Origin of the sequence: Paraburkholderia sp. Cpub6 (assembly GCF_014201065.1) — a bacterium.
GTDB classification, from domain to species: Bacteria; Pseudomonadota; Gammaproteobacteria; order Burkholderiales; family Burkholderiaceae; genus Paraburkholderia; species Paraburkholderia tuberum.
Map to the genome: position 1 here is coordinate 150403 of NZ_JACHDM010000016.1, position 12952 is coordinate 163354.

The 12952-nt window shown below is 65.4% G+C and carries 12 protein-coding genes; 6 read left to right on the forward strand and 6 right to left on the reverse strand.

The features are described 5' to 3' along the window. Positions 1 to 79: 79 nt before the first annotated feature. Positions 80 to 475 carry a lactoylglutathione lyase gene (gloA, locus tag HDG33_RS24445; RefSeq protein ID WP_184034604.1) on the forward strand — a complete coding sequence of 132 codons (396 nt, stop codon included), beginning with the start codon at positions 80 to 82 and terminating at the stop codon, positions 473 to 475. 60 nt (positions 476 to 535) lie between these two features. On the opposite strand, the gene HDG33_RS24450 is transcribed toward gloA, so the two are convergent. Beyond that, positions 536 to 679, reverse strand: a complete 144-nt coding sequence (locus HDG33_RS24450; RefSeq protein WP_184034607.1) for a hypothetical protein — start codon at positions 677 to 679, stop codon at positions 536 to 538. A 152-nt stretch (positions 680 to 831) separates the two neighbouring features. On the opposite strand from HDG33_RS24450, the gene HDG33_RS24455 reads away from it, so the two are divergent. Then, positions 832 to 1779 carry a DMT family transporter gene (locus HDG33_RS24455; RefSeq protein WP_184034610.1) on the forward strand — a complete coding sequence of 316 codons (948 nt, stop codon included), beginning with the start codon at positions 832 to 834 and terminating at the stop codon, positions 1777 to 1779. Between the two features lie 40 nt (positions 1780 to 1819). Here HDG33_RS24455 and rsmA read toward each other — a convergent pair whose 3' ends face one another. The 4 genes from rsmA to HDG33_RS24475 all read right to left on the reverse strand — a co-directional run bounded on the left by rsmA (position 1820) and on the right by HDG33_RS24475 (position 7597). Next, positions 1820 to 2662: a 16S rRNA (adenine(1518)-N(6)/adenine(1519)-N(6))-dimethyltransferase RsmA gene (gene rsmA / locus HDG33_RS24460; protein ID WP_184034614.1), complete on the reverse strand. Its 843-nt coding sequence runs from the start codon at positions 2660 to 2662 to the stop codon at positions 1820 to 1822. Positions 2663 to 2770: 108 nt separating this feature from the next. Next, positions 2771 to 3781 (reverse strand): 4-hydroxythreonine-4-phosphate dehydrogenase PdxA, encoded by a 1011-nt coding sequence (pdxA, locus tag HDG33_RS24465; RefSeq protein WP_184034617.1) that lies wholly within the window; start codon positions 3779 to 3781, stop codon positions 2771 to 2773. A 13-nt stretch (positions 3782 to 3794) separates the two neighbouring features. Continuing rightward, positions 3795 to 5159 carry a peptidylprolyl isomerase gene (locus HDG33_RS24470; RefSeq protein ID WP_184034620.1) on the reverse strand — a complete coding sequence of 455 codons (1365 nt, stop codon included), beginning with the start codon at positions 5157 to 5159 and terminating at the stop codon, positions 3795 to 3797. 65 nt (positions 5160 to 5224) lie between these two features. Next, the gene (locus HDG33_RS24475; RefSeq protein WP_184034624.1) at positions 5225 to 7597 is read right to left on the reverse strand and encodes an LPS-assembly protein LptD; all 2373 of its coding nucleotides are present in this window, start codon (positions 7595 to 7597) and stop codon (positions 5225 to 5227) included. A gap of 224 nt (positions 7598 to 7821) precedes the next feature. On the opposite strand from HDG33_RS24475, the gene HDG33_RS24480 reads away from it, so the two are divergent. Both HDG33_RS24480 and murU read left to right on the forward strand, forming a co-directional pair. Beyond that, entirely contained in the window at positions 7822 to 8889 is a 1068-nt protein-coding gene (locus tag HDG33_RS24480) for an aminoglycoside phosphotransferase family protein (protein WP_184034628.1), read from the forward strand. 3 nt (positions 8890 to 8892) lie between these two features. Then, positions 8893 to 9606: an N-acetylmuramate alpha-1-phosphate uridylyltransferase MurU gene (gene murU / locus HDG33_RS24485; protein WP_184034631.1), complete on the forward strand. Its 714-nt coding sequence runs from the start codon at positions 8893 to 8895 to the stop codon at positions 9604 to 9606. 3 nt (positions 9607 to 9609) lie between these two features. Here murU and HDG33_RS24490 read toward each other — a convergent pair whose 3' ends face one another. After that, entirely contained in the window at positions 9610 to 11508 is a 1899-nt protein-coding gene (locus tag HDG33_RS24490) for an ABC transporter ATP-binding protein/permease (RefSeq protein ID WP_184034635.1), read from the reverse strand. Between the two features lie 206 nt (positions 11509 to 11714). On the opposite strand from HDG33_RS24490, the gene HDG33_RS24495 reads away from it, so the two are divergent. Both HDG33_RS24495 and HDG33_RS24500 read left to right on the forward strand, forming a co-directional pair. Then, positions 11715 to 12110, forward strand: a complete 396-nt coding sequence (locus HDG33_RS24495) for an acyl-CoA thioesterase (protein ID WP_090803024.1) — start codon at positions 11715 to 11717, stop codon at positions 12108 to 12110. A gap of 124 nt (positions 12111 to 12234) precedes the next feature. Further along, complete coding sequence (locus tag HDG33_RS24500; RefSeq protein ID WP_184034638.1) at positions 12235 to 12846, forward strand: glutathione S-transferase family protein; 612 nt, start codon at positions 12235 to 12237, stop codon at positions 12844 to 12846. The last annotated feature ends 106 nt before the right edge of the window (positions 12847 to 12952 follow it).

Consider the following 12952-nt stretch of genomic DNA (forward strand, 5'->3'; position numbering starts at 1 on the left):
TCGGACTCAAGCTATACGGCAATCATTTACAATTGCCGCAGGTCGACGCATTTATCCACAAACTATCAAAGGAGTCCTCATGCGAATCTTGCATACCATGCTTCGAGTCGGTGATCTGGACGCATCGATCCGGTTCTACACCGAAGTTCTAGGAATGCGCCTGCTTCGAAAGCACGACTACCCGGACGGGAAGTTCACCCTCGCATTCGTCGGTTACGAGGACGAATCCGAAGGCGCGGCGATCGAACTGACGTACAACTGGGACACGAGCAAGTACGACCTCGGAACCGGCTACGGTCACATCGCCCTCGAAGTCGACGACGCCTATGCGGCATGCGAAGAAGTGAAGAAACGCGGCGGTGTCGTTACACGCGAAGCTGGGCCCATGAAACACGGCACGACTGTCATCGCCTTCGTCGCCGATCCGGACGGGTACAAGATCGAGCTGATACAGAAGAAGGGGCGAGTCGACTGAACGTCCGGTGGCGAGCACGAGTCGCGCTGTCAGCCAGAACGATGAAAACACAGCCCGGCTTCACGTTGCACCCGGCGAATTGACGCCGGGCGAATTCGCCCGGCAATCTTGCCTCGTGCCGACGCCATCAAAAAACGCCGACGACTGACGCTCGGCGTTGCCGCCAAGAAAATCAGGCAACTCAGACGCATCAACGACCGGCATCCGAGCGCGCCCGCCGAAATCCCTACGGCTCGGCGCACGCTCGCAGAAGACAGGGCGTCGGCTCGCGCAGGCAGGTTTGCTATCGTATGGCCTTCGCCGCGCACCGGACCGACCGGCTCGCCGTGCGCTCTCCACCTCTTCACCACACCGCCATGAGCACGACCACCGCCCTGCCCGCGCGCCGCACCCCGGATAGCTTCGCGATCCTGTTGATGATCGGCCTGTGCGCAATCTGGGGGCTGCAGCAAGTCGCGATCAAGACCACCAATGCGGCGGTGCCGCCGGTCTTTCAGGCGGGGCTGCGCTCGACGATCGCGGCGCTGCTCGTGTGGGCATGGGCACGCTCGCGCGGCACGCCGCTCTTTCGCGATGACGGCACGCTCGGCGCGGGCCTGCTCGCGGGCGTGCTGTTCGCGGCCGAGTTCGTCTGCATCTTTCTCGGCCTGACGCTGACGAGCGCGTCGCGCATGGCGGTCTTTCTGTACACGGCACCGTGTTTCACGGCACTCGGCCTGCACTGGTTCGTCGATGGCGAACGCATGCGGCGCATCCAGTGGCTTGGCATCGGCGTCGCGTTCGCGGGGATGGCGCTCGCGTTCGCGGACGGCTTCCTGCACCCGGACGCGGGCACGGCTGCAAGCGCGGCCCACGGCTCGACGCCCGCGGGCGCGGCCGGCGATGCGCTCGGCGTGCTCGGCGGCATCGCGTGGGCCGCGACCACGGTCGTCGTGCGCGGCTCGCGGCTCGCGCGGACGAGCGCGAGCAAGACGCTGTTCTATCAGCTGACTGTGTCGGCGGTGGTGCTGCTCGCGCTGGCGCTGGGGCTCGGCGAGGTGCGCGTGGAAAGCGTGACGCCGCTCGCGCTCGCGAGCCTCGCGTATCAAGCCGTGATCGTCGCGTTCGTCAGCTATCTGTTGTGGTTCTGGCTGTTGACGCGTTACATCGCGTCGAGGCTGTCGGTGTTTTCGTTTCTGACGCCGCTGTTCGGCGTCACCTTCGGCGTGCTGCTGCTCGGCGAGCCGTTCAGCGCGCGCTTTCTGATCGCCGCGCTGCTGGTGCTGAGCGGCATCGCGCTCGTCAACGCGCCGGCGAAACGGTAAGCGGGCTCGACGGCGGCGCCCTCCGCGTCGAGCGTCGAGTCTATTCCGGCGCAGCGGCCGAGCGCGCCGCCACCGCCTGCGCCACACTCACGTATTCGGCGACCGGCACGTCCTCCGCGCGGCGTTGCAGATCGAAGCCGAGCGCGTCGAAATCGACGGTGTCGCGCAGCGCGGCAAGCGTGTTGCGCAACATCTTGCGACGCTGCGAGAACGCCGCCGTCACCACCCCGCCGAGCACGCTTTCGTCGACCACCGGCAGTTCGTGCCGCTCGTACGGAATCATCCGCACGATCGCCGAATCGACCTTCGGCGGCGGCTGGAACGACTCGGGCGGCACGTCGAGCTGCTTGTCGATCACGTAGCGGTACTGCAGCATCACCGACAGGCGACTGAACGCCTTCGTGCCCGGCTCCGCCACCATCCGCTCGACCACCTCGTTCTGCAGCATGAAGTGCTGATCGATCACGCGCTCCGCGAACGTCGCCAGATGAAACAGCAGCGGGCTCGAAATGTTGTACGGCAGATTGCCGACGATGCGCAGCGACGCCTTGTCGCCCGGTGCCGCGAGCGAGCCGAAGTCGAATTCGAGCGCGTCGCCCGCGTGCAGTTCGAGCAGGTTGCCGAACTTCGTCTTCAGACGGCCGATCAGATCGCGGTCGAGTTCGACCGCATGCAGCGGCGTCTCGGGCGTCGCGAGCCGCTCGATCAGCGGCTCGGTCAGCGCGCCGAGGCCCGGCCCGATCTCGACCATGCGCTCGCCGCGCTGCGGCCGGATCACGTCGACGATCGAATCGATCACGCCCATGTCGACCAGGAAGTTCTGACCGAAACGCTTGCGCGCGAGATGGCCCTGGTGCCGGCCTTGCTGTCTGCTGGTGGACATCGGAGAAACGCTAGAAAGAAAACTGCTTGAGAATGAAAGACGTCACGGTGGAAACACGACGCCACGCGGCGCGTCACGCGCGCCGCATCCGCTCACATCAACCGCGCGTCAGCCCGCGCGACGATGCTGCGCCATCGACACCGCCGTGTCGATCGCGGCCATCAGGCTACCCGCGTCGGCGCGGCCGGTGCCGGCCAGATCGAGCGCGGTGCCGTGATCGACCGACGTGCGGATGATCGGCAGGCCGAGCGTCACGTTGATCCCTTCGCCGAACGTCGCGAATTTCAGCACCGGCAGGCCCTGGTCGTGGAACATCGCGAGCACGCAGTCGGCTTCGTCGAGATAACGCGGCTGGAACAGCGTGTCGGCCGGATACGGACCGCGCGCGTCGACGCCCTCGCCGTTCACCTGCCGCAACGCCGGCGTGATCACGTCGATTTCCTCGCGGCCCAGATAGCCGTTTTCGCCAGCGTGCGGATTGAGCCCCGTCACGAGGATGCGCGGCGCGGGCAAGCCGAAGTGGTGACGCAGGTCGTGATCGATGATGCGCAGCGTCGCGACGAGGCTTTCGATCGTCAAAGCCGCCGACACGTCCTTCAACGGCAGATGCGTGGTCGCAAGCGCGACGCGCAGCGGCCGCTTGCCGGTGCCCGCGAGCATCATCACGACGCGCGGCGTATGGGTGCGCTCGGCCAGATATTCGGTGTGGCCGGTAAACGGCACACCGGCGTCGTTGATCGTGCTTTTTTGCAGCGGCGCGGTGACGATCGCGTCGAACCTGCCTGCCACCGCGCCGTCGATCGCCGCATCGAGCAGATCGAGCACATAGCGGCCGTTCGCGGCGTCGAGTTTGCCTGCCTGCGCTGGTGCGCCAAGCGAGTGATGTTCGAGCCGCACGCGCGGGCCTGGCGCGAGCAGCGCCGCCCAATCGACGCCGACCGCGCGCGCGCGCTCAGCGAGCAGTTGCGCATCACCGAGCACGGTGAACTGCGCCTGAGGCCAGTGCGCCGCCGCGCCGGCCAGCGCCTGCGCGGTCAGCTCGGGACCGACGCCGGCGGGTTCGCCGGTCGTGATCGCGATCTGCAGCGGACGGTGGGTGGGCTGGGCAGCGCTCGTCATCGCATTGGCTCTGTTATTGCACGTTCGCCGTGGCCGGCTTCACTTCGACGTACGCGGTATCGCGCAGCTCGCGCAGCCAGTCGGCATACGCCTGTTCCGCCTTGCGCTGGCCGATGGCCTGACGCGCGAGATCCATCTGCTGCGCAATCGAGCCTTGCGCATCGCGGCGGCCGAGCACCTGAATCAGGTGGTAGCCGTATTCGCTGCGCACTGGTTCGCTGATCTGACCGTCCTGCAGCGAGTTCATTGCGCGCTCGAACTCGGGCACCGTCTCGCCCGGGCTGACCCAGCCGAGGTCACCGCCTTGCGACGACGAGCCGTCCTGCGAGTAGGTGCGCGCGAACTTCGCGAAGTCGCCGCCGGCGGCGATCTGGTTGCGGATGTCGAGCAGCTTCTGGCGTGCCTGCGGTTCGGACTGACCGTCGCCGACGCGCAGCAGAATATGGCGCACGTGCGTCTGCACGAGCTTCGGCGCGTCCGCGCTGGTGCCCTGGCCGGCACGGCGCTCGACCAGACGCACGATCTCGAAGCCGTCGTTGGTGCGGATCAGATCCGGATTGATCTCACCCGGACGCAGTGCCGACGCGGCCTTCACGAACTCGGGCGGCAGCTTCGACGGCGCGAGGAAGCCGAGATCGCCGCCGTTCTTCGACGCGTCCGGCGCCTGCGAATTGGCTTTCGCGAGCTTTTCGAAATTCGCGCCGCCCTTCGCTTCGGCGAGCAGCGCCGCGGCCTTCTTCTGCGCCGCCTCGATGTCGGTCTCCGAGGCGTTGAGCGGCGCCTTCACGAAAATGTGCTGCATGTGCAGGTCGTTCGTCTGGCCGGCGCCCGGACCGCGCTGGCTGGCGATATAGTTCGCGACCTCGGCGTCCGTCACCGTGATCTTGCTGTCCACTTCCTTCTCGCGCAGACGCGACAGCGTCAGCTCCGTGCGCGCGTCGCTCGTGAAAGTGGTCCAGGGCACGCCTTGCGCTTCGATGCGCGCGCGGTACATGGCCAACGGCATGTTGTTCGCCTGCGCGAGACGCTCGAGCGTGCGCTGCACGGCCGCGTCGTCGATGGTGATGCCGTCTTCCTTGGCCTTCTGCAGCTGGATGCGCTCGAGCACCATCTGCGTGAGCACCTGCTGGCGCAACTGGTCCGTCGGCGGCACCGGAGCGTTCTGCTGGTTCAGCCGGTGCGCGATCAGACTGACCCGCTCGTCGAGCTCGCGCTGCGTGATGACACCGTTGTTGACCACTGCGGCGATGGTGTCCACCGTCTGGCCGCTATTGCCGCCCAATGCCTGCGCCTGTACCGACGCGACTGGAACGAAGGACGCCGCGGCGACGAGACCCGCCGCGAGTATTGCCAAGCGAAGCTGTTTCATGATTGCCACAGATACTCCAATGATGTCGGGCGCTTCGCCCGTCTTTTCGCAAGCCGTGAATGACCGGGCAACCGTCATTCGTAGTTGGTGAACCGCGACTCCGGCGGTGGCGGTGGCGGCAACGGCATGTAGCCGGCCACACTGCTGCGGAACGCGGTCATCAGCCCGTTGTCGACGCTCGACAAGCCCTTGAACGTCAACTGCGCCAGAAACCGTGTGCTCGACTGATTCTGTCCCGACGAGTTCAGGCCGTTCGCGTAGCGCTGGATGCCGGCGCCGAGCGTCCAGCAGTCCGCGTCGTATTGCAGGCCGACCAGGCCGTCGACGATACGGTGGCCACCCAGGTCGTAGTTGAACCGGCCGACACCGTACATCCGGTGCGTCAGCGGCCATTGGCCCGAAATCAGCACCTGATTGATCGGCTGGTTGTCGAGCGTGGTGTTGGCGCGCGTGTAGCGGTACGCGACGTTGATGACCTTGCCGCTCTCCGGACTGAACCCGAAGCCGACACTCGTCTTCGTGAGCTGGTTATTGTCCGCATTATATTGGAACGCCGTTTCCGAAGCGAAACCGGCGCCCAGCTTGATCGACGCGCCCGCGATCAGGTCCGAGTGCGTGGCCTGGGTACTGGTCTGGGTCGGCGTCAGCGTAACGCGCTGATCCCGGAAGTAATACTGCTGCGCGATCACGAAGCGCGCGCGCTCGTCGCCGGTGGACGGGTTGATGAAGCGCGTGGTGAGACCGGCGGTCAGGCGGTTCGCGTCGGCGATCCGGTCGTTACCGACGAACGTATTCGGCGTGAAGATTTCCGCGAGACCGAAGTCGGATTCGGCGGTATCGAACAGCGGCGCGTTGTTCTGATTGCGGTACGGCGTGTACACGTAGTACAGGCGCGGCTCCAGCGTCTGGATATAGTCCGCGCCGAAAATGCGCACCGAGCGCTCAAACGTCAGTCCCGTGTCGAACGTGAAGGTCGGAATCGACTCGGTGAAATTCTTCTGCGCTCCCGGCACGTTCGCCAGATCGGTGCCGATGTTGTTCAGGTTGTACGACGCAAAGTGCCACTGCACCTTCGGCGTGACGAAGTAGCCCGGCCCCACCACCGAATACGACAGGTACGGGTTGAACAGCACCCGCTGGCCTTCGCTCAGATCCGCGGTGGTGATGCGGAAGTTCGAGTAGTCGGCTTCGGCGCCGAAGTCGAAGCCGCCGATGTTGTACTTCGCGTACCTGACGTTCAACTGCGGCTGGCGGCCGTACGGCGCGACCGACGGCTCCAGCGTCTGCCAGTGCTGCTCGCGCGCGAGCACGGACCACGGTCCGTTGTTGTAGGTCAACCCGGCTTCCTGCTGATACAGGAGCTGGGTGCCGTTCATGAACTGGTTGACCGACGACGACAGGTCTTCCGGATACGTGTTGTCCGAAACCTTGTTGTAATAGATGTAGCCGCCGAAGCCGTTACCGAAATTCTGGTTGTGCTGGATGTACAGCGCGTAGCGGTTGGTCTTCGTCAGGCGATCGTCGGGCAGAAATTCACCGGTGATCGACCCGGAATACGTCGGCGACAGATAGCGGAACGTGCTCTGCAACTGCACACCGCGCTTCGAGATCAGACGCGGCGTGACCGTCAGATCGCGATTCGGCGCGATGTTGAAGTAATACGGCACCGACAGCTCGAAACCGTTCGTCGAGCTCAGCGAGAACGTGGGCGGCAACAGGCCGCTGCGCCGATCGCCCGACAGCGGGAACGACAGCCACGGCGACGCGAACACCGGCACGCCCTGGAAGAACAGCACGCTGTTGTGGGCGACGCCTTCGTCCGCGCCGGTGTCGAAATCGAACTCGCTGCCCTTGATGTACCAGGCCGGATTGTCCGTACACGCGCAGGCCGTGTAGGTGCCCTTCGTGAACACGGAGCGCTCCGCGTCGAGCAGGTCGACGCGCTGCGCGCTGCCCGAGCCGCCCGTCAGCGTGAAGTGGTACTTCGGCGCGGTCATGAAGCCTTCGGTCGAATCGACGCGCAGATGCGCTTCGGGTCCGATGAAGGTATTGCCGGTATTGATCACGTGGACATTGCCGTACGCATCGGCCATGTCCGTGTCCTGATCGTAGTGCAGGGCGTCGGCCTTGATCACGGACGTGTTGTGCCGCACTTCCGCCGAGCCCTTGGCGGCCAGATCCTGGTCGATCGTGCCGCTCGCGTGGTCGCCGAGCACGAAGGTGGCCGGCCGCTGGCCCGTTTGCAACGGATGATCCTCGAGCTGCGGCGCAAGCTGCATGCCCCACGGCGGGTAGACCGCCTGCGGTTGCGCAGCTTCCCCCACCAGCTGGGCGTGCGCAAGCGCGGGCATCAGGCCCGGAACGGCGATCAGCGCCGCGACGAGCCGCCTTTTGCGCGGCACTACTGCACAGGAAGGAGTGGTATCGGAAAGCTGTCTGGGCGGCATGTATCGTTTGGCGAGTCGACCCCTGCGCAAGCTTCCGTCGTCACGATCCACCGCCTGCACACCGCGACCGTTAGAGTCGGCTGCACGTCTGGATTCCCAATTTGCCGAGTGATAAGGCGGGCGGTGAAACGGAGCACGCGAAAGCTGGCGTGTGAGTCGCGTCAAAAAAGTCGTGGGGTATTATATGGCAAGACGTTGTCCCCAAGAATTTGCCGCCGCTTTTCATGACGCTGCCTTCCACCCAAGATTTCACCGACACCCGTCTCTCCCTGCTCAAGGCCTGGCTGCAAGGCCACGCGGCGCGCCATGCGCTCGAGCCCGACACCCTCGTTCCGGCCTCGTCCGACGCCAGTTTCCGCCGTTATTTCCGGCTCGCCGGTAAGGCGCCGCAAGGCAATGGCGCGGCCACGCTGATCGCCGTCGACGCGCCGCCGCCCGAAAAATGCCGCGAATTCGCACAGATCGCGCAATTGCTCGCCGCCGCCGGCGTGCACGTGCCGCGCGTGCTCGAGGTCGACTTCGACGCGGGCTTCATGCTCGTCACCGATCTCGGCACCGCGTCGTATCTGGGCGCGCTGACCGACGCGCAGGCCGCGGGCGATACGCGCGCGGCTCGCGCGCTGATGCGCGACGCGCTCGACGCACTGATCCGCTGGCAGCTCAGCTCGCGCGAAGACGTGCTGCCGCCGTTCGACGAAGCGTTCCTGCACCGCGAGATGGAGCTGATGCCCGAATGGTTCATCGGCCGGCACCTTGGCCGCGAGGTCGATGCCGCCACGCGCGCGCTGCTCGACCGCACGTTCGCGCTGCTGATCGCGAGCGCGCGCGCGCAGCCGCAAAGCTTCATGCTGCGCGATTTCATGCCGCGCAATCTGATGATCGCCGAGCCGAACCCAGGCGTGCTCGACTTCCAGGACGCGGTGTACGGGCCGATCACGTACGACGTCGTGTCGCTGCTGCGCGACGCGTTCCTCAGCTGGGACGAGGAGTTCGAGCTCGACTGCTTCGCGTACTACTGGGAGCGCGCCAAAAAAGCCGGCCTGCCGGTCGATGCCGATTTCGGCGAGTTCTACCGCCAGCTCGAATGGATGGGGCTGCAGCGGCACATCAAGGTGCTCGGCCTGTTCTGCCGCATCAACTACCGCGACGGCAAGGCGCATTACATGAACGACCTGCCGCGCTTCATCGGCTATGCACGCAAGGTGGCGGAACGTTACGCGCCGCTGCGCGGGTTCGCGAAACTGCTCGACGACCTCGACGGCCGCGCGCAGGAAATCGGCTACACCTTCTGACCGATGACGATGTCCGTAAAGAAAGCGATGATTTTCGCCGCGGGCCGCGGCGAGCGCATGCGTCCGTTGACCGACGCGTGCCCGAAGCCCTTGCTCGAAGCGGGCGGCAAGCCGCTGATCGTATGGCAGATCGAACGGCTCGCGCGGGCCGGCATCCGTAGCATCGTGATCAATCATGCGTGGCTCGGCGCGCAGCTCGAAGCCGCGCTCGGCGACGGTTCGCGCTGGCAGGTCGAGCTGCGCTATTCGCCCGAGCACGAGGCGCTGGAGACCGCGGGCGGCATCGCGCAGGCGCTGCCGCTACTGACCGACGAGGGCGCGGATCAGTTGTTCGTCGCGGTGGCCGGCGACGTGTACACCGAGTACGACTACGCCGCGCTGCACGCGCACGCCGGCCGGCTGAAGGCGCTGCCCGAGCCCGGCATGCATCTGGTGATGGTGCCGAATCCGGGATTTCACCCGAACGGCGACTTTGGTCTCGTCGACGGCGTGCTGTCGCTCGACGCGCAGCCGCGCCTCACGTTCGGCAGTTTCGGTCTGTACGACACGCGCATGTTCCGCGATCTGCCGCGCGGCACGCGGCGCGCGCTGAGCCCGTATTACCGCGCGACCATCGCGCGTGGGCTCGCGAGCGGCGAGCTGTATGAAGGCTTGTGGGAGAACATCGGCACCCAGGCGCAGCTGGAAGCGCTCGATCGGCTGCTGCGCGCGCGCTGAGCTTTACTTCGCCGGGCTCTCACCTGCCCCGACTGCTTCCGCTCTTTCCACCGCATCCGTGGTGTGCGCGGCGCGCTGCTGCAGCGCCCACATCTGCGCGAACAAACCGTTCGCGCGCAACAGCTCCGCGTGCGTGCCGCGCTCGACGATGCGCCCTTTGTCCATCACGATGATCTGCTGCGCGTGCACGACCGTCGACAGCCGGTGCGCGATGATCAGCGTCGTGCGTTCGCGCGCGATCAGGTCGAGCTCATGCTGGATCGCGCGCTCGGAGCGTGAATCGAGCGCGGACGTCGCTTCGTCGAACAACAGGATCGGCGGATTCTTGAGTATGGTCCGCGCGATCGCGACGCGCTGCTTTTCGCCGCCGGACAGCTTGAGCCCGCGCTCGCCGACCGGCGTGTCGTAGCCCTTCGGCAGACTCTCGATGAACTCGTGGATATGCGCGGCGCGCGCCGCCGCGATCACTTCGTCGCGCGTCGCCGACGGCCGACCGTATGCGATGTTGTAGTAGATCGAGTCGTTGAACAGCACCGTGTCCTGCGGCACGATGCCGATCGACGCGCGCAGCGAATCCTGCGTGACGTCGCGAATATCCTGCCCGTCGATGCGAATCGCGCCGCCCGTCGCGCGGTCTAGATCGTAGAAGCGGAACAGCAGCCGCGCGAGCGTCGACTTGCCCGAGCCGCTGTGGCCGACCACCGCCGTCGTCGTGCCGGCCGCGATCGTGAAGCTCACGCCGTGCAGAATCTGCCGCGAAGGCTCGTACGCGAAGCTCACGTTGTCGAAGCGCACCTGCGCGCCGCTCACTTGCAAAGCCACCGCATTGGGCGCGTCGGGCACTTCCCGCGGTGCGCCGAGCAGCGTGAACATGCGGTCCATGTCGGTCAGGCTCTGCTTCAGCTCGCGATAGACCACGCCGAGAAAATTCAACGGAATATACAGCTGCAGCATGAACGTGTTGATCAGCACCAGGTCGCCGAGCGTCAGACGCCCGGCCATCACGCCCTGGGTCGCGCGCCACAGGATGAACACGAGCCCCGTGCCGATGATCGCCTGCTGCCCGAAGTTCAGCGCCGACAGCGAACGCTGCGACTTGATCGCCGCCGCGCGATAGCGCTTCAGGTTCTCGTCGTAGCGGCTCGCTTCCCACTCCTCGTTGCCGAAGTACTTGACGGTCTCGTAGTTGAGCAGCGAGTCGATCGCGCGCGAATTCGCCTTCGAATCGAGCTCGTTCATCGTGCGGCGAAAGTGCGTGCGCCACTCGGTGACCTTCACCGTGAACGCGATGTACACCGCGAGCGCGACGAACGTGACGATCGCGTAATAGGCCTCGTATTTGACGACGAAAAAGCCGAGCACGAGACCGACTTCGACGAGCGTCGGCAGGATGCTGTACAGCGAATAGGAAATCAGCTGCGTGATGCCGCGCGTGCCGCGTTCGATATCGCGCGACATGCCGCCCGTCTGCCGCTCCAGATGAAAGCGCAGCGACAGTCCGTGCAGATGGCGGAATACTTTCAGCGCGAGTTGGCGCACCGCGCTTTCGGTCACTTTCGAAAACAGCATTTCGCGCAACTCGGTGAAGAGCGACGTCGATAGCCGCACCACCGCATACGCGACCACCAGCAAGCCGACGCCGCCGAGCAGCACGATGCCGGGCGCGTCCTGCGCGCGACCGAGCGCGGTCAGATGCCGGACCGACGCGAGACTGTCGACGATGTGCTTCATCACGATCGGCACGCCGAGGTTCGCGACCTTCGCGCCGATCAGGCAGCTGAGCGCGAAGCCGACTCGCCATTTGTAGGTGGCAAGGTATGGCAGCAGCGACAGGATCGTTTGCCAGTCGTTGCGGGGTGCGGTGGAAATCGGCGAGGGTTCGGACGAAGGAGCGCGGCGCATAAATCGTGGGGAGAGTGTGGAGCTGCCGGAGTTCGCAGCGGCGCGCGGCTCGCGCGCTTCGCTGGGTGCTTTCCCGTACAATTCCTGATCTTTCTATTGTCGCAGAAGCCGACTGATGGCGCTTTGCATGGCCTACTGTCGAACTGGCCCAGCCATTGCGTCAATGCGCGTCAATACACTCGAACACGTTTCCCAAGGATGTCCCGATGACCGATCTTCTTCAACTTCCGTCCAAGCCGTGCGCGCTGCGCGTCATGCCGCAGCCATCGGACGCGAACATTCATGGCGACGTGTTCGGCGGCTGGATCATGGCGCAGGTCGACATCGCCGGCTCGATTCCGGCAAGCCGTCGCGCGAATGGGCGGGTCGCGACGATCGCGGTTAATTCTTTCCTGTTCAAGCAACCGGTGTTCGTCGGCGATCTGCTGAGCTTTTACGCCGATATCGTGAAGACCGGCAATACGTCGGTGACAGTGTCGGTCGAGGTCTACGCGCAGCGGTTGAGGCTCTCGCAGGAAGTCGTCAAGGTCACGGAAGCGATCCTCACTTACGTCGCCACCGACAGCGACCGCCGTCCGCGCGCGCTGCCCGCGCTGGACTGAGCCGGCGAGGATGCTTAAGCTAGCGATTCCACGCGTCACGCGCCGCGCCGCCCGCTAGCCGTTCCAGCCGGTCAGCGCACGAGGCGCGGGGCGCCCCCATAGTCGCTCTTCTCATGGAAACGAGATGAAACTGATCGGAATGCTCGACTCGCCCTACGTGCGGCGCGTCGCCATCTGCATGAAGCTGCTCGCGCTCGACTTCGAACACGAGTCGATTTCGGTTTTCCGCACCTACGACCAGTTCGCGAAGATCAACCCGGTCGTCAAGGCGCCGACGCTCGTCGCCGACAACGGCGCGATCCTGATGGACTCGACGGTGATCCTGCAGTATCTGGCAACGCTCGCCGGCCCCACCCCGCTGTTCCCGACGCAGGCCGACGCGGCGTTGCGCGCCGCGCGTCTGACGGGTCTCGCGCTCGCCGCGTGCGAAAAGAGCGTGCAGATCGTCTACGAGCGCAATCTGCGGCCTCAGGAGAAGCAGCATGAACCGTGGGTCGAGCGCGTGCGCGCGCAACTGCTCGCCGCCTATGCCGAACTCGAACGCGAGTTGGGCGAAGGGCCGCTGCCCGACACGCAGCAGCAGTTCAGCGCGGCGGACGTGGCCGTCGCCGTAGCCTGGCAGTTCACGCACATGATGCTGCCGGAGGCGCTCAGCAAGGCCGATCATCCGCGGCTCGAGAAGTTTTCCGCGTTCGCGGAAAGCCTGCCGGTGTTCAAGGACACGCCGGCTCAGTGACCGGCGTTGGACGCGGCACGCTCCCCTCACGCCGGCTCCAGCTCCGGCACCAACCCGCCGTGCAGCAGTTCGGAAATCGCTTCCGTCGATAGCGGCTTCGCGAAAT

Bases quoted from the DNA above. Each gene is read 5' to 3' on its own strand.
- pdxA (WP_184034617.1), bottom strand. From the start codon at position 3,781: ATGACGAGCGCTGCCCAGCCCACCCACCGTCCGCTGCAGATCGCGATC.
- HDG33_RS24500 (WP_184034638.1), top strand. From the start codon at position 12,235: ATGAAACTGATCGGAATGCTCGACTCGCCCTACGTGCGGCGCGTCGCC.
- HDG33_RS24450 (WP_184034607.1), bottom strand. From the start codon at position 679: ATGCCGGTCGTTGATGCGTCTGAGTTGCCTGATTTTCTTGGCGGCAAC.
- rsmA (WP_184034614.1), bottom strand. From the start codon at position 2,662: ATGTCCACCAGCAGACAGCAAGGCCGGCACCAGGGCCATCTCGCGCGC.
- HDG33_RS24480 (WP_184034628.1), top strand. From the start codon at position 7,822: ATGACGCTGCCTTCCACCCAAGATTTCACCGACACCCGTCTCTCCCTG.
- murU (WP_184034631.1), top strand. From the start codon at position 8,893: ATGACGATGTCCGTAAAGAAAGCGATGATTTTCGCCGCGGGCCGCGGC.
- HDG33_RS24475 (WP_184034624.1), bottom strand. From the start codon at position 7,597: ATGCCGCCCAGACAGCTTTCCGATACCACTCCTTCCTGTGCAGTAGTG.
- gloA (WP_184034604.1), top strand. From the start codon at position 80: ATGCGAATCTTGCATACCATGCTTCGAGTCGGTGATCTGGACGCATCG.
- HDG33_RS24490 (WP_184034635.1), bottom strand. From the start codon at position 11,508: ATGCGCCGCGCTCCTTCGTCCGAACCCTCGCCGATTTCCACCGCACCC.
- HDG33_RS24455 (WP_184034610.1), top strand. From the start codon at position 832: ATGAGCACGACCACCGCCCTGCCCGCGCGCCGCACCCCGGATAGCTTC.
- HDG33_RS24495 (WP_090803024.1), top strand. From the start codon at position 11,715: ATGACCGATCTTCTTCAACTTCCGTCCAAGCCGTGCGCGCTGCGCGTC.